The sequence below is a fragment of the Wolbachia endosymbiont (group A) of Clivina fossor genome, assembly GCF_964026865.1.
Lineage (GTDB): Bacteria > Pseudomonadota > Alphaproteobacteria > Rickettsiales > Anaplasmataceae > Wolbachia.
In genome coordinates this window covers 1,599,809-1,615,538 of the sequence record NZ_OZ034707.1, presented here as the reverse complement: position 1 = coordinate 1,615,538, position 15,730 = coordinate 1,599,809, and the positions used below count along the sequence as shown (strand labels likewise).

General features: G+C 35.3%; 16 protein-coding genes and 3 pseudogenes. 2 read left to right on the top strand and 17 right to left on the bottom strand.

What is annotated here, in order from left to right; translation table 11 throughout:
* Positions 1–255: 255 nt before the first annotated feature.
* The 6 genes and pseudogenes from AAGD99_RS08095 to AAGD99_RS08070 all read right to left on the bottom strand — a co-directional run.
* Positions 256–699 carry an Rpn family recombination-promoting nuclease/putative transposase gene (locus AAGD99_RS08095; RefSeq protein WP_341823110.1) on the bottom strand — a complete coding sequence of 148 codons (444 nt, stop codon included), beginning with the start codon at positions 697–699 and terminating at the stop codon, positions 256–258.
* Entirely contained in the window at positions 696–2,483 is a 1,788-nt protein-coding gene (gene ltrA, locus AAGD99_RS08090; protein WP_341822236.1) for a group II intron reverse transcriptase/maturase, read from the bottom strand. The genes AAGD99_RS08095 and ltrA (AAGD99_RS08090) overlap by 4 nt, the downstream gene beginning before the upstream one ends.
* A 427-nt stretch (positions 2,484–2,910) precedes the next feature.
* A pseudogene (locus AAGD99_RS08085) lies at positions 2,911–3,336 on the bottom strand (PD-(D/E)XK nuclease family transposase); the annotation flags it as partial.
* A complete protein-coding gene (gene ltrA / locus AAGD99_RS08080; RefSeq protein ID WP_264330863.1) occupies positions 3,333–4,880 on the bottom strand; it encodes a group II intron reverse transcriptase/maturase in 1,548 nt (515 codons plus the stop codon). The pseudogene AAGD99_RS08085 and the gene ltrA (AAGD99_RS08080), both read right to left, overlap by 4 nt.
* A gap of 8 nt (positions 4,881–4,888) precedes the next feature.
* Entirely contained in the window at positions 4,889–5,155 is a 267-nt protein-coding gene (locus AAGD99_RS08075) for a hypothetical protein (RefSeq protein WP_338482311.1), read from the bottom strand.
* A gap of 358 nt (positions 5,156–5,513) precedes the next feature.
* Positions 5,514–5,759 (bottom strand): annotated as a pseudogene (locus AAGD99_RS08070) (PD-(D/E)XK nuclease family transposase); the annotation flags it as partial.
* A 125-nt stretch (positions 5,760–5,884) separates the two neighbouring features.
* Between AAGD99_RS08070 and AAGD99_RS08065 the strand changes: the two are divergent.
* Together AAGD99_RS08065 and AAGD99_RS08060 are read left to right on the top strand one after the other, a co-directional pair.
* Positions 5,885–6,334: pseudogene (locus AAGD99_RS08065) on the top strand (helix-turn-helix domain-containing protein); the annotation flags it as partial.
* Positions 6,335–6,380: 46 nt separating this feature from the next.
* Positions 6,381–7,367 carry a helix-turn-helix transcriptional regulator gene (locus tag AAGD99_RS08060; RefSeq protein WP_341823109.1) on the top strand — a complete coding sequence of 329 codons (987 nt, stop codon included), beginning with the start codon at positions 6,381–6,383 and terminating at the stop codon, positions 7,365–7,367.
* 95 nt (positions 7,368–7,462) lie between these two features.
* Here AAGD99_RS08060 and AAGD99_RS08055 read toward each other — a convergent pair whose 3' ends face one another.
* From AAGD99_RS08055 to AAGD99_RS08005, 11 genes are all read right to left on the bottom strand, one after another.
* A complete protein-coding gene (locus tag AAGD99_RS08055) occupies positions 7,463–8,377 on the bottom strand; it encodes a patatin-like phospholipase family protein (protein WP_019236454.1) in 915 nt (304 codons plus the stop codon).
* An 8-nt stretch (positions 8,378–8,385) separates the two neighbouring features.
* Positions 8,386–8,607: a hypothetical protein gene (locus AAGD99_RS08050; protein ID WP_341823108.1), complete on the bottom strand. Its 222-nt coding sequence runs from the start codon at positions 8,605–8,607 to the stop codon at positions 8,386–8,388.
* Between the two features lie 66 nt (positions 8,608–8,673).
* A complete protein-coding gene (locus AAGD99_RS08045; protein WP_341823107.1) occupies positions 8,674–9,204 on the bottom strand; it encodes an ankyrin repeat domain-containing protein in 531 nt (176 codons plus the stop codon).
* A gap of 33 nt (positions 9,205–9,237) precedes the next feature.
* Positions 9,238–10,188, bottom strand: a complete 951-nt coding sequence (locus AAGD99_RS08040; protein ID WP_341823106.1) for a phage tail protein — start codon at positions 10,186–10,188, stop codon at positions 9,238–9,240.
* The gene (locus AAGD99_RS08035) at positions 10,189–10,398 is read right to left on the bottom strand and encodes a tail protein X (RefSeq protein WP_064085527.1); all 210 of its coding nucleotides are present in this window, start codon (positions 10,396–10,398) and stop codon (positions 10,189–10,191) included. It abuts the gene before it with no gap.
* Positions 10,395–10,742, bottom strand: a complete 348-nt coding sequence (locus AAGD99_RS08030; RefSeq protein WP_265027834.1) for a phage tail protein — start codon at positions 10,740–10,742, stop codon at positions 10,395–10,397. Before AAGD99_RS08030 ends, AAGD99_RS08035 begins: the two co-directional genes overlap by 4 nt.
* Positions 10,743–10,771: 29 nt before the next feature.
* Complete coding sequence (locus tag AAGD99_RS08025; RefSeq protein WP_341823105.1) at positions 10,772–13,069, bottom strand: phage tail tape measure protein; 2,298 nt, start codon at positions 13,067–13,069, stop codon at positions 10,772–10,774.
* 109 nt (positions 13,070–13,178) lie between these two features.
* Positions 13,179–13,436, bottom strand: coding sequence for a phage tail assembly protein (locus tag AAGD99_RS08020; protein WP_341823103.1), 258 nt, complete (start codon positions 13,434–13,436; stop codon positions 13,179–13,181).
* Positions 13,437–13,482: 46 nt separating this feature from the next.
* Positions 13,483–13,989: a phage major tail tube protein gene (locus AAGD99_RS08015; RefSeq protein WP_341823101.1), complete on the bottom strand. Its 507-nt coding sequence runs from the start codon at positions 13,987–13,989 to the stop codon at positions 13,483–13,485.
* Positions 13,990–14,000: 11 nt separating this feature from the next.
* Positions 14,001–15,176, bottom strand: coding sequence for a phage tail sheath subtilisin-like domain-containing protein (locus AAGD99_RS08010; RefSeq protein ID WP_341823230.1), 1,176 nt, complete (start codon positions 15,174–15,176; stop codon positions 14,001–14,003).
* A complete protein-coding gene (locus AAGD99_RS08005; protein ID WP_265042209.1) occupies positions 15,169–15,729 on the bottom strand; it encodes a hypothetical protein in 561 nt (186 codons plus the stop codon). The genes AAGD99_RS08010 and AAGD99_RS08005 overlap by 8 nt, the downstream gene beginning before the upstream one ends.
* Position 15,730 lies beyond the last annotated feature (1 nt).

Here is a 15,730-nt window from a genome sequence, read left to right as displayed (position 1 = left end):
AGTAGCAAGTTTGATAGTCTTAATACTAAAATGGATGAAGTAGACATTAAATGCTAAGTGGTTAATGTGTTTTCCATATTGAACTTACAGCACGTAGCTTTGATACAGAAATTTGGATAACGTTATGATAGTAATTTATATAATTCTATGTGTAATCTTTATAGCTGTTTTAGACAGTTCACTAGATTCTTAATTAGGGGATATGTCTAACTTAGAAAAGGTTTTCATAAATGTTAAAGTGAATAAGTAGGAGTATTATGTTTTTTCTTTGAGTTGTGAAATTTCAGAATGAGAGAGACCGGTAATTTGAGCTATAACATCTATAGAGATACCGGCCTTGAGTGAGTTTTTTGCAACTTCAATTTTACCTTTTTGATGGCCGATTTGGATGCCTTCTTGTCTACCTTCATGTTTAGCATCATCGAGTTTTTGTTCCAAGATAGCAGCTTCTTTCTGTAAATCCATTACCCTTTCTTCATAAGCTAATAGGTCCTTCTCATTCCAATGGAACTTATCTAATTCATCATATGCTAGCTTTATTATTGGTGACTTTTCTGCTATTTTTCTTAAATCTTCATCTGTTGTTTCTTCTGCATACTGTTGTCTAAGTGAAGAAGGTCGCCCCTCTTCACTCGACTTCAAAACCGTACGTGAGACTTTGCGCCTCATACGGCTTCTCTCTAATTTGGTGCTTGTCATGCACACCTCCTGTGTAATTCATCGTGACAATGCCCATGTAACAAAGATAAATTTTTGATCATATTGTTTCGTCTATTCCGGTCTTTATGATGTATTTCTATTATATCATCACTTTCAAACCATAGTCTACAATTACCGCATTTACTTTGTTGTAACTTCAATAGTTTTATTACTCTTGATGGCTTATCTGGTATTTCTCTAAGACGATTACCCCAATAAACCCAATCACCATCATATGGAGATCTGGTTTTTTGCACTTTGATATGTCGTTTAATAACATGATCGCTGTGTATAATAAGATGTATCTTGTTACTTGTCATAAAACGCCAGTTATCGTTATTATACTTTTTAAAGTATTTTCTTTTTATCCAGCATTTCCCTTTGTTTGGGTGCCTAAAGACTGCCCACTTCCAGAGCTTTCTATGTATAGTATTATCCAATGAGCTAAAGATTTTACATGAAACTACTGAAGAGTAATATTGACTCCACCCTCTAATGATTGGATTGAGATTCCTTATTACTACTTCCTGTGGCGCCCCACGCATTTCTCTAAGTTTATGTTTAATAGCAAATATATGCTGCTTTATAGAATTACGACTTGGTTTTATTAATAATTTGTAACCTTTCTTACTTTCTTTTGTTGGATATTGTCTTATTGAAAATCCAAGAAAATCAAATCCTGGTTTTATTCCATTAATGATTTTTAATGTATGAGAAACTTTTGTCTTAGAAGGCTTTAATTCTAATCCAATGGTTTTTAACCATTCTTCAACTAGAACTTTTGCCCTAAGAATAATTTCTTCACTTTCATGTATGACGACAAAATCATCACAGTAGAAAATTACACTAATAGACTTTTGCGCATTTTTATGCGATATCCTACCATATTTTCTTTTCATGCATTGAAAGAGTTCGTTTGTTAATGCTTTTTTGATATGTTGCTCTAATCCGTGTAATGCAACACAAGCTAGCAACGGTGAGATCGTCCCTCCTTGAATTGTACCACGTTTTGTGGATTGAAACTTTCCATCTTCCATAACGCCTGCCCTTAACCATCCTCTTATGATTTTCTTTAACGTTGGTGTGGTATTGAGCTTTTCAAGCAGTTTATTATGGTTAATATTGTCAAAACATCCAGAAATATCAGCATCTAATACATATGCTGTTTTCTGTTTTAGCACATCAAATATGGCTTCAATTGCATCATGACATGATCTACCAGGTCTAAAACCATAAGTGTTTGGCTCAAGTTTTGCCTCCCATTCTGGTTCTAAAGCCATTTTTACAAGTGTTTGTTTTGCTCGACACGATATAGTAGGTATACCAAGCGGGCGATGCTCCGATGGCTTACCAGGTTTTGGGATCCAGACGCGTCTTGATGGCTTTGCTTTTTCTTTTATATCTAAAGAATATGATAGTTGTAATCTTTCTTTTTGATTAAGATTAGCCTTTCCATCAATACCTGCAGTCTTCTTCCCCCTATTGTCCTGTGTTACTTTCCTAACAGCGAGTGTTTTTGCACTTGTTGATTTGAGTAATAATCTCTGAAGATTATGCATCTTTCTGATATCATTACATTTAGAAGCTTGGTAAATTCGTTTTTGTAGCTTAAATGAAGATTTCTTCAGCTTTCGCCAAGGAATTCCATTCCATTCATACCTAGCTTTTTGCTGGTCCATAACATATTCACTACTATTCACCACTTTACCTTCCAAATTAAAGTGTTTACGTCTGCGTATCCCAGATATTACTTTGGGCATTAGCTTCTTAAACAATCCTTCCACATAGCAGCTTGTGGTTGGCTACCTACTTATATTTTTATGAATATAAGAGCTTTTATGTGGTTACTCCGTTCCATGGCTTCGTTTCACGTTAAACTTAGATTCCTACTATTTGCCGGAAGCTGGGAACATCAATAACTAAAGTCTTCAATCTTTAGTTCCCCTTTTGCTTCGTACCATTTTGGTCTATGCGTAGTTCAACCTCTTTTCGCATACTATGCTTTGACGACAATTCAAACATAGGTTCCTCTCGTAATCATATCTAACTCTGTTTGCAGGGATTCACCATGAGGTTTAGTGTTACCTGCTTTTATCTCATGCTTGCATCCCAAAGGTTGCCACCCTTTAAAATGTGAGATATACATTATCCCCGATGTCTAGGGAAAGTGGAATTTAACCACCACAAAACCACGACTTTCAGGGTCGCACTAAAAAAGAAACACCACCTTTCTACTATACTTTCTAACTGCTCTACTTTACTTTTTGAAAATTTGGGCAATTCTATAAAGATAAATTGAAAATCTTTTAAGTAATGGCCGTTAGTTTTTATATCACGTATATTGTGAGTAGAAATATAATCAACTTCTTCGGGAAGTAAGTTACAATTTGATATAGCAATAAAGAAGACTTTCTTTAAATCAATGTAGTTGCCAGATTTATCTAATTGTCTTGAGTAGGCTTTAGCGGCATATAATTGAGCGCGTTTTTCGAAGCCCTTGTCTCTAGCGAGCTGGTCAGGTAAGGAAGCAGTATTACTACTACCCCCTCCCTTAGAAACGCAGCATGCAGGTTTCCCCACACTACGCTTGAGCCCCTTATCTAAGTTCTTCTTTTCTAGAACCGGCTTGTCCTTCATGATTCCTCAGGAAACATCATTCTTAATGGTGACACCAACAGTAGAGAACCTTCTCTTGAGAAAGAGCTTGCTAACATTCTTGTTCGTTTCACTCTCTCATCAAAATACTTTTTCCATTTTAAGTCAAGGGGATTTGCATCCGCTCTGATTTTAACATGTCGTCTGATAGGTATATCAATCAGCTTAAGCAGTCTTAAATACCGTATCTCTTTTGGTTTGTTCTTGCATAGGGGTGCAGCAAAAACCCATTGGCGTTGACCCATTACTTTGAAGTAACGATTCTTTATCCAACGTAATCCTTTACGAGGATGTCTTTTCTTTGCCCATTTCCATAAACTATGCCAAATTTCATTGTCGATCTTTCTAAACGCTTTTTTAGCACACACATGGTGATAGTAATTTCCCCATCCTCTCAGTAGAGAGTTGAGTGACTTAATTACTATAGCCTGAGTGTTCGCTATATTTGCTTTTATCAATGTACGTGCTTTATTAAGAAGTCTTTTAATACTTTCTTTCGAAGGTTTAATAATTAACTTCTTATTATATCTACGTACATTACAACCAAGAAAGTCAAACCCTGTTGTGATAGATGTAATCTTTGTCTTCTCTTCTGACAGAATTAAACCTCGCTCATGAAGAAAAGATGATACTAAAGGCTTAACTTCCTTTTCCAGTACTTCATGTGTGAAACCTGAAATAATAAAGTCGTCTGCGTATCTGATTACATTCACTCCACTTCTGATTTTGTTTCTTTTTCTACTGCCGAGTTTACCAAATCGACTTTCCAATAACTTTTCAAGTCCGTTTAAGGCTAAATTGGCTAGTATTGGAGAAATTATACCACCTTGCGGGGTACCTGCAGTTGTGGGATACAGAGTTTTTGATTCTAGGAAGCCAGCTTTTAACCAACTATGCAGAATTTTTTTCTCCATAGGAATATGCTTCATAAGCCATTCATGATTAATGTTGTCAAAGCATCCTTTGATATCACCTTCAAGTATCCATTGTAGTTGATTACGACTTGCCAGTAACAAATGACAAGCTACTGTAGCATCTGCACAGGATCTTTTAGGTCTAAAGCCATAGGAGTGACGATCACTGATCGTTTCAGCTATCGGTTCCAGAGCAAACAGATATAATGCTTGCATGGCTCTATCTTTTATCGTGGGTATTCCAAGAGGTCTTCTTTTGCCATTAGATTTACTGATATAAATCCGTTTTAGCGGAGAAGGTTTATATCCTCTTTGCTTTAACTGCTTTATTCCTTGAAATTTAGCATTGCAAGTTGACCATAGTTGACGATCTACACCCGCTGTGTTTTTTCCTTGGTTTTCAGTTACTCTCTTAACAGCCAAAGCTTTTCCGCTAAAAGAGCGTGTGAGAAGATGTTGTAAAGTTTTTACCTTACCCCATCTTCCTTCTTGGACAGCCTTAACAATACGTCTTTGTAGCCTCACAATAACTTTCTGGCATTTCTTCCATGGCAACTGCTTCCATGCTTCAAAGCTTTTGGTAGATGCACTTACAGGTTTACTTGTAATCATCTGCTTTCCTACCTTAAGTGGTTAACAAAGTTTCTTGTCACGAGGGACCAAACGGAAGTCTGCTCGTTTTCACGCGAATTAATGTTACAAATTCTATCCATTTCGTTACAAAATGGCATTCGCTTTCTCCATTCTCCTTTACCTGCACTTCCATCAGCATTCCTTGCGGTTTGCTTGCCATGTAGGCGAAAATACAGGCTTACCCTGTTTCTCCAGTCATACAACAGTGGGTTAGGTGGCTTCTCTATACCGGTGGAGTTATTATTTGCGTACATCTAGAAATGAAAAATGTAACTTATCCACATTACCTTTTGGTCAGAGCTTATCAGCATCTTTAGCTCTTTCATCGTATCGGTACTTATAAAGCTTCACTTACGTTCACCATACCACTAGCCTAGCCCTCCAACCACATGATGCTTGCAGTTTATGCCCCTCTCACGATTGAGCATCTTCTTTTTCAAGAGGAGGTTCATTGTCCGCATCGCTTGGCACCAACCGGTTGCCCGATTCGCACTGATGCGTAGACTCAGACGGCAAAACATCTGGTTTAATAAGTTTTAGAATCCTTTCAGTTTCTTTCTGAATGAATTCCTCTCCTTTTAAACAATATGACCGAAGACTTTCAGGTCGCACCATTTCCGCAATATACCTATTTCCGAGAGAATCCTTACAGAGGACATCAACGATGCTTTGTTTATCAGAAGCAATCTCAGGATTCATAATGGTGCTGAGGAACTCAACATCCTGAATAGCATTGACTCCAGTAAAGCCTAAGATATCATTCAAAAAATGGATAAGGATATTCTTATTTTTTTCAGTACCGAAGATTTTCTTAAATGTTAAATCTAATTTTGGATCGAGAAACTTCGAAAGAGCCATAGCAAGAGTAAGTAAAAAGCATTAATAATTATACACAATTGTGAAGAAATATTCAACTAAAATGCAAACATTTTGTATATCTTTATTTGGTAGTATTAACTTGTATAATATTTATGGCAAATATCTCGATAAGGTACCAAATAGCACAAAAAGTAAGGAGCTGGAGGCTAAAGCGAGGATATACTCAAAAAGATTTAGCGAATAAAGTTGGCATAACAAATCAAGGAATATACGAGTATGAACAAGGGAGAGCTGCTGTCTCACTTGAAATGTTAGATGAAATAGCAAAGGTATTATCAATCAGTATCATAGATCTACTTCCCGAATCAGATGAGGATAGTGAAGCGGAAGAAAAGCTATCAAACTTGATAGAAGAATACAAAAAGATTGAGAGTCGAGAATTACGCGATATGCTAATCAAGTCTTTATTTAAAGGTATACATGTTTGTAGAGAAAAGGTCAGAGAGGAAAAGAAGATTGAAGTTGCAAGGAATTTAGTGAAAGAAGGAATTTCTGTTGATATTATCTTGCAAACGACAGGCTTATCAAATTATATGATTGAGAAATTTTTGTGATTTCATAAAAACTTAGCCAATAGTGGATTTTTTTGTGATAGAATATATGTTTGCTTCTGTAGGAAAAACAGCTTTTAGAGGATTTATCTATGATAATTCAGAGCATATTGGCTCAGTAAGCTACGAGCTGGGGAAAAAAATAGAAGGTTGTAGGATAGTACAAGGGTATACTCAGGCAAAATTAGCAAGAAAAATTGGTTTAACATATAAGGAAATACATAACTTTGAACTAGGGTGCAAGGCTATTACAATCAAAGAATCGTATATAATAGCAGGAGCATTGTCAGTCAATGTTATAGATCTACTTCCAGGACCAACAGTACTAAGAGAAAACAGTTGGTATGAAGATGAGGATAAAGAAATAGTCTATCTAACAAAAATACATAGAGAAATTAAGGATCAGGAATTACGCAAGAAGCTGTATCCATTAGTAAGGTTTGTATATATTAGCGAGAAAATTAGCCAAGAAGAAGCGAAAATAGAAGTAGCAAAGAATCTAGTGAAAGAAGGAGTTTCAGTTGATATTATTTCCCAAGTGACTCGCTTATCTACTTATGAATATGATGATATAGAGAAAGAAATTTGTACTGATTCTATACTCTACAAAGTGGGGAAAAGGATAAAAGAGCAGAGATTAATACGGGAATACACTCAGGAGGACTTGGCAAATAAAATCGGTTCAACACCTAAAGAAATACACGACTATGAACGAGGATATACAGACATTCCAATTGAAATATTATATAAGATAGCAAAGACATTATCAGTTAACATTAAAGCTCTTGGACTAACAGAATATGAAAATGAGCCAGTTTTTGAGTTTATAGGTAAATGCGAAAAAATTGAGGATCAAGAATTACTGGATACGGTAGCCAGATCTTTATCTGAAGGAATGCAAACTGGTAAAGAAAAGGTTAAAAAAGCAGAGAAAATCAAGATTGCAAAAGATCTAGTTAAGGAAGGTGTTGCTATTGATATTATTGTGCGAGCAAGTGGCCTAACTGCTGATGAGTTGGGTGAGTGTGAAAATTGAATGTGTTTAAGATATAAGTAAAGTTAGTTAATAATTTAACCAGCAGAATTTGCTAACCAACTTTTTTGGCTCAGTTGAATTTTGCTTGGTATAAATTAAGATATGAAATCGCAAAGTTTATCTATTAATTTCTGGTTGTCCTCTATCATTGCATTTGCCTCTTGCTGAAGAGATTTGATATTTTTGAGTGTAATATTGTCCATCTCAGTCGATGCTACTTTCAATTGCGATTGTATTCTTATATATTTATCGTCTATTACTTGTTCTAGTTGATAATCAACGCAATCCAATCCAGAGGCAAACATCACATTCAGTAGTGGCTTGATCCACCCTATTTTGCCAAATTTCCTTGAGTTAGCATACTTTATACTTCTATCTGTTCCACCAGTGCCTATTGATAGCAGTATAATCTCATCATTTGGAAATAACCTCTTACCACTTGCATATGCACAAGCCGCTGGATTATTTGCAAACACTCCACCATCTATCAATACTCTCTCTGTTTGGCTAATTTTCAGACGTTTTGGTGTGAAGTACGTTGGAGCAGCTGTTGTAGCTCTGAGTGCATCTTTCAACTTAATGTTTTTTTCTTTCCAACTTTTGAAGAAAAATTCACAACTATTGTGAATGTCATAACTGGTGAGTAGTAGATTACTCGCAACATCGGCCATAGTACTTTCACCAAAGTATTTGTTGAGAATAAATTCCATATTTCTATATGAGTACTGAGAACCACTCAGCCAAGAAGCAATTGATTTTCTCCAAAATGATGATTGAAAGATATATGCTCCATACTCTTGGTAAAGTTCAACCAAATCATTGGCAGAGTATTGAAGTTTATTGCTTTTACAAAGTCCAGCAACAATAATCCCACCGGTTGAGGTTCCTGCCATTAAATCAAAAATCTGGGAAATTGGCTTTTTTGTCCTAGATTCAATTTCTGCTAGAATAATGGCAGGTATTATCCCTCTAATGCCACCTCCATCTACAGATAAAATGTACTTTGTCACTGTAAAATTTATTTGTGTTTGTGAATAGCTTCAAGTTCGTTGACTTCTCCAGTGAGGTTTTTCACTCTCTCTTCAAGTCGATAGACTATTTCGATTAGTCCTTGGTTTTTTTCTATAAATTTATCATGGATGTGTACACGTAAGTCAAGTTTTGCCAACCACCATATGAATCCTACAGTCTGTAGAACTATTGTTATTATTACCGCTATTGGGATTTTTTGCTTTTTCATGTGAAAGTATTAATCTATTATGGATAGTTTGAGGATTTATATAGAGATCATAGAAAACTTACAGCTTTAGTGATTACTTTTTGTTGATTCGTATTGATCCTCTGCTTTAGCAAGTAGCTTTATGATTTTATCGTAATGTTTGTTATTTTTATTGTGTCGCGATTCCACTACAGCCATATTTCTAGGTCTTCTTCCGTCTTGAGCTGTAGCTGTAGGATTTGCTTCTTTGCTTAGTAAAAACTCAACGATTTCCAAATGTCCCTTATCTGCTGCATGGTGCAAAGCTGTCCATCCCATATACCCACCTGTAGCATTTATATTTGCTTTTTCTTTCACTAAAAACTCAACAATTCTTAGACACCCAGAATCAGATGCATGATGTAATGCTGTTAACTTATTAATCTGTACGCTAGTATCTAACAAATTTTCTACTGAGAATTTAACAATCTCTAAGTTACAATTTTCAGATGCAATTTGTAATATTGTTTTATAATTATCTGTAGCTTTTGCTTTCATATAGCAATAAGTAATAATAACACATACTACTGTTACTATAAACCACCAAAAATGTAGCTTATTTCTTGAGTCTCTATTCATATTCAATACCTTTTTCAATATTAAACATTTGTTTTACTGATTTTTCTTTAACGTTGATGCTGATAACACAGTGCGATAACCTGAACTATCTAACACATGTTCTGCTCTATCGATTACCCATTCACCATCTATGTCTTGATGAAATCCTAACAAGCTAAGTTTTGCCTCTGCAAATAGTTCTGGATTACCAGGCATAGTGACATCCAATACTGCATTATTTCGCTTTAATTGTTTTAACTTAGCATTTGCTGCACTTAATGCTGATTCTACATTAGAGTAAAGCGTTTGTATAGTATAACTTGGACTACCAGAACCAGCTATTTCTGATATAGTTTCACCTTTTTCATAGCTATGCCATTTTGCAATTACTGAGTTGTACCTACTCACGGTAAAGTGAACCTTCCAATTTATTGTGTCTTGAGGTCTAATAGCTGTTGTTCCTAAAGCTTTTCCAGTTGCCGACTTTGCTTTGCCTTTGGGAATAAAAAGTATGTATCCGCCAGCTAACTTTGCCATTGCCTCGCGTTCTATTGCTATTTTTGTTAGTAAACTTATATCACTTTCTTCTGTTTGGTTAATATGTGGAATCAACACATTTTCAAATTCTTCTGCAACTCTGCACCCATATCCGTGCTTTTCTGCTATTTCCTTAACCAAGCTACCTAGAGTAATTTGATGCCATTCTTTAGATGCTTTCTCCTTTAATGATAGTCTTAAATTTGTTGCATGAGCTTTGATTAGTAGAGTCTTAGGTGGACTTTGTATTGTAACTTCGTTGACTGTATATATGCCCATTGGTAAGACTCCAGTTTCTCTGTAACCTAGAGCGATATTTAATTCATTCGGAACATCTGTGTTTTCATCCCTATAATCAACATGTACTTCAACTACATCATCTATAGTTCCAGATTCATCTGTAAGGCGCAATGATATAACTCTATCTCTAATTGATTCACATTTATCTATTATAAAATCTGGCTGCATTTATTCCCATACTTTTAATTTTGACTTTTGTAGAGGTTTTTCTGTTACAGGCAATTTAATTTTTAGTCCTACCGGTAAAAAACTTCCATGTTCTGCAAGGCCTGGATTTTTAAGCAATACTTCCTCCACTATTCCATCGGTAAATCCATAATGTTTCCAGCAAATCAGATCTAGCATTTCTCCTTCTTTAGTTAAGTAATATATAGTCATCTATAGCTCTTCAAACTCAAACTAAATTCAACTTTTCTTGGTAGTCCATTAGGTAAAAAATACATCTGCTTTTCTTCTAACCTAGTAATTACGAATTGTCCTAAAATATTACCTAGACTATCTACTAAAACATGCGGTTTTTCAGCTTCTTTCATATTCTTTAATTGATTTACTCTGTTGAGAGTATTAAGGTAAATAACTCCTTCTATGTCTACATTTTCCACTCCTCGACCAATATTTTGTAGTGACGGCATTTTATCGATACATTCAATTACACTCCAACGATTTTCTTTACTATACTTCAAACTTATCGGAGTAAATTTATATGGACCAAGAGATAACACAAATAAAAAATTTTTAAAAACATAGTTGATCAATAAAACGTCTCTACTGTATCAAATAAAACATCACGTGATTTTTCTCTTATCCTTTTTATTACTTCATCTGCAAGACTACGAACATCTTGATTTGGCTCTGCTTTAATGCTGATAGTGTAATTATTAGTGATGTTCTGAGTTTTATTTTGTTCTTTATTTTCAAATTTACTCCTTCCAAAATCTGCAAATATCTTATCATTATCGCTCTCTGTAAACTTTTTCTCCTCAATAAGGCTTTTGATTCTGAAATTATTCTGATTTCTCTTGGAAAATTCTTTAATTATACTGTTACTTAGCAAAGGATTTCCACTGTTGAGAATATTACTCTTTAGGGGACTATGTACTGCTTTTACTTCAGTTTTTCTTTTTTCAAACTCTTTCAGTGGGCTATTCCCTAATACTTTTCCAAATACACTTTCCCCTATCCATGAAAAAGCTTCTTCTATGGGTTTTATTATCGATTTCCAAAAGCTAGAGAAAAAGTCTTTCACCTTTTGCCAGTTAGTGATAACAAGAGCTGCGCCAGTAACAAGTCCAGCAATTAAAAGCCCTATAGGATTACTCATTACAGCAAGCGTTATTGCTCTTAGTCCTGTTACTACTGCAGGAAAAACTGTAGCTGATAAAAATGAAAATACTCCAAGTAGGTTTGCTTTCAGACCAAAAATCGTACTTCCTAGCAATGTAAATCCGTATCCTAGTCCTACTGCTGCAATTTTTAAACTTATCAAAGCTGCTACAGTACCCATGATCGTCGTGGTTAAAGTTGGATATTTTTCTGCAAAAGAAGCTATATGCTCTGTTATTGTTTTCAAACTTCCAGCTACATAATTCAAGGTAGGTAACATTACTGACCCTAGATTCATGCCAGCTTCAACTATTGCATTTTTAAGTAATTGTAATTTATTAGCTGTAGTGTCTGCACGATTTTTGAATTCTTCTTGCAGAGAGCTTCCGTACTTTTCTGTATTAGCCAGTAACTTTATTGCATCCTCATACTTATTAAAACTTCCAGCTAATAATGCAATATCATCTTGATATTCCTGACCGAAAAGTTTCATCAGGATTGTAGAACGTTCCTGATTATCCATTTTCTTTAGAGTTTGAAAAAAGTGAAGTAGTGCTTCTTCTCCGCTTTCACTGATCCTTTGTACCATTTCTTCCGCGGTTATGCCCATTTCTTCTAGTGCTGCTTTGAATTCTTTTCCTTGACCTTCAGCAGTTTGAAGTTTGCTAAGCAGTGCATTTATAGCAGTTGCAGCTTTTGCTGGTTGTTTACCTAAACTAATAAAAGCATTTACTAAGCTGCTTGTTTGTTCAAACTTTAATCCAAACTGCTTTGCAGTACCACCAACTATTGCTAGAGCTTCAACCATATCTTTTGCTTTAGCAGCAGTGTTATCTGATAAGTGGTTGATTACATTACCAACATGCTCCATTTCACTAACATCAATTCCATAAACGTTAGAAAGTTTAGCTATGGAATCACCTGCTTGCTCTGCAGACATATCAAATGCTGTAGACATTTTTGCTACTGTTTCTGTAAACTTAAAAAGATCTTCTTTCTTGATACCAAGTTGACCACCGCTTGCAGCTATTTGTGCTAATTCTGCGGCTGATAATGGTATTGTTCTTGACATTTCCTTTAACCCTTCAGCAAATTTAGTTACTTCATCTTTTTTATTATCAAACTTTACTACCTTCTTAACATCAGCCATAGCCGATTCAAAATCAATCGCAACTTTAACTGGAGCTGCAAGCGAAAGACCTAGCCCAATAGTCTCTATAATTTGTGACTTAAAATGTGCTTTACTTGCTAAAAAACTTTGGTGACTACGTATTGCAGACCCAAGCTTACCATACTTACCTTTTAGCACTTCAATAGAAGAACCAAGTTTATATTGATCACTTACTAATGACTTAATATTTCTTCCACTTTTTCTTACTTCTTCATTAAATGAATGCAAAGCATCTCTCTTTTTCAAATATGCTTCTTTTGCTTTTGTTGCAGAAAACTTAGCTTTATCAAACTCAGCTTTTAAAGTTTTGCTTGGTTTCTCTATTGCTTTCATTTGTTTAGCTAAAGATTTTACCTGATCCTCAAAACCTTTCCATGACCTTCTGCTAGTTAAAACATCACTACCCAACTGCTTAAACTTTGATACTGATTTTAAAGATGAATCAAGCTTTCTTATATTCTCACCAAGACGGGTAAGTTGACTACTGCTTCCCTTTATTACAGTATTAAAACTGCCATCAAGTACCGCACCTATTTTTATCGATAATACTGACATTTGAACTCCCTAGCTAATTTGCTCCATAAAATAAACTCACTAATCTCCATATCAAGAATGTGCTCAACTCCACCACCTATGATAGAGCCAAGCACTAGTATTTCTAATCTCAAGTTTTTTGGATAATCGGTGAAAAAAAATCCTTTAATACCTCTTGAATTTTCACATAATCAGCAATATCTAACTCTTCAATTGCTTCTTTTGCAACTGATGTCAAATTGGCAGTCAAAGTTACTTCTTTACTAAGGTCACTACCATTTAAGCGTTCAATTGCAAGATAGTCTCTAACTTTTGGACGTCTAACAGTAAGTTCTGAGACAGAAATTCCATCAACTGTTATTGGATTATCAAGTTTTACTGTTGTCATACTTTCTCCTAAAAAATAAAATTCTAAAATCTTTTTAAAACTAAACCTAAATACCTAAAACCGTTTGCAGCAAGGCCATTTGATCAACACCATTTATCTTTCTTATCATATTTTCAGCATCGATCTCTATCAGCTCATTGCCACCTATCGTAAATTTATAATAATGAGCAGCTACAGTGCATTTTAGAGTGGCTTTTTCAGCAGGTTTCCAGCTACCAAAATCAAATTCTTTGAATATGCCTCTAAGGTTGATAATTACTCCTTCAACCTCATTGCTACCACTACCTTGCATTCCTCCACGGAGCGTTAAAGATACTGAGTTTCCATCTATCAAGCCAAAAAGTCTAAATAGTTCTGAATCATACTCAGCGAAAGTAAAGTCTGCTTCAAGTTTCTCCATGCCCATATCAATATTTATTGGAATATCCATACCACCAGCACGATACTCCTCTGTTTTTATGGTAAGTTTTGGTAGCGTAATTTCATCTATTTTTCCTGCATAACCACGACCATCAACAAATACGTTAAAATTTCTCAGTATTTTCGGTAACACTTTGCTTTCTCCTAACTTATTACACTATTATTTACGAGATGAGATTTGAATGTTATTTGCTCAGCCGGATATGGTGGTGTAAACTCAAAGTCAAAATATACTTTTCCGCTTGCGATGTTTGCTGGTGTGTTTAATTCTGAAGTTGCATAACATTTTCCGCTGATAATCGCTCCCTGAGCTTTCAAATTTGCAAGATAAGAATTCACCCCCTCAATTACATCATCTATGTAAGTTTTGGTAATATTGCGATCAACTGCCCATAGATGAGCTCTAAGTAAACTATCGTTGATTAAATCTGCAGTTCTTCTCACTGATAAAAAAGCCCATTTCGAATCATTTGAACATGTCCTATTTCCCCAAAGCCTATAGCCATTTTGATGAATTATCGTTGTTACTTCATTTTCATTTAAGTGGTTTGCTCTACAATTTGTATTACCGAGCGTAAAATCAATAGGTCTGCTTGTGCCAACAATACCATTTATCTCTTTATTTGAAGGTGAATGCCAAAATCCTTGTTCGCTATCTACTTTTGCTATTAAACCAGCTACAAATGGGCTTGCTGGCAAGATTTCTTCTTTTCCTTCAATAAATACCTTAACCCATGGATCAACTACGTAAATTCTTGAGCTGCCTACACTTTTTCTCCACTTGATTGCTTCTTCATCATTGGTATTTGGCCCATCTGCTACTATTATGCTTCTCAGCTTTTCTGCTACGGAAATTAATGCTGCAACCACTGCATCTTCTGGTAGTTGGTGAGTAAATTGAGGTGCAATTAATATTCTTGGGGCAACATGAACTATACTTTCACTGCTGAGGAATGCCTCAATTCCCTGATATTCTCCGGTTTCTTTATCAACACCGCCAATTATATTCTTCAGCGTCTCTTCTTCTTTTAATTTTGGATCACTGTTTTCACTTTCTTTAACTCGAATTACTACTACTGTTGCACCAACTTGTGTAAAGATAGAGCTTACTGCTTGTGGAAGGGTACCTGTTTTACCAAGCTTCGCAGCCTCTTTTAATCTTCCTGCAATTAACACTGGTTTATTTAGCGGAAACTTTTGCTCGTCAGCTTCAGGTGCAGTACCAATTACACCTATCACTGATGATTTAGCTGTGCGTACTGTTCTTGACCCTGAGGTTACCTCAATAACATTTACTCCGTGTAAAAATTCTTCAGCCATTTCTTTGTATTTTTTTCCTGAAATCATCGAGCAAAGTCTGTAGCTCATTTTCACTCTTGGCTTCTTCAATCTTTCTCTTGGCTAAATCTTCAAGCTCTTCACATTTCATTATTTCTTTTACTGCTTTTTTCACTTTTTCCTCAATTATTCTTGCCATTTCAATAACCGTAATACCACGGACTTTTGCTAAAGGTTCTATAATTTCTTTATCCTTTTCATCTATAGATTCTGGTGCTGCTAGAATGCTTTTTGCGGCTTTCGCTTGAATCTCATAAGATTTAGCTTTTTGGTGAGAATGACCTGCATATTGGTGAGTATGATTATCATAATAGAAACGCATACTATCAAATGTACAAAGCTTCGCATTATCCAGTAACTCCTTTTGTATATCTTCTTTAGTACGCTGAGCAATTTCTCCTCCTTCTGTTAAACAATAACTTTTTTGCCAATCAAAATCTTTTGGCGCTTCATACCAATTTTTACCTTTTGGCTTGCTTTCAAGTATTGTTGTTTCTACTTGTTTATCATTTTCAAATCTAATGTAGATAGACATT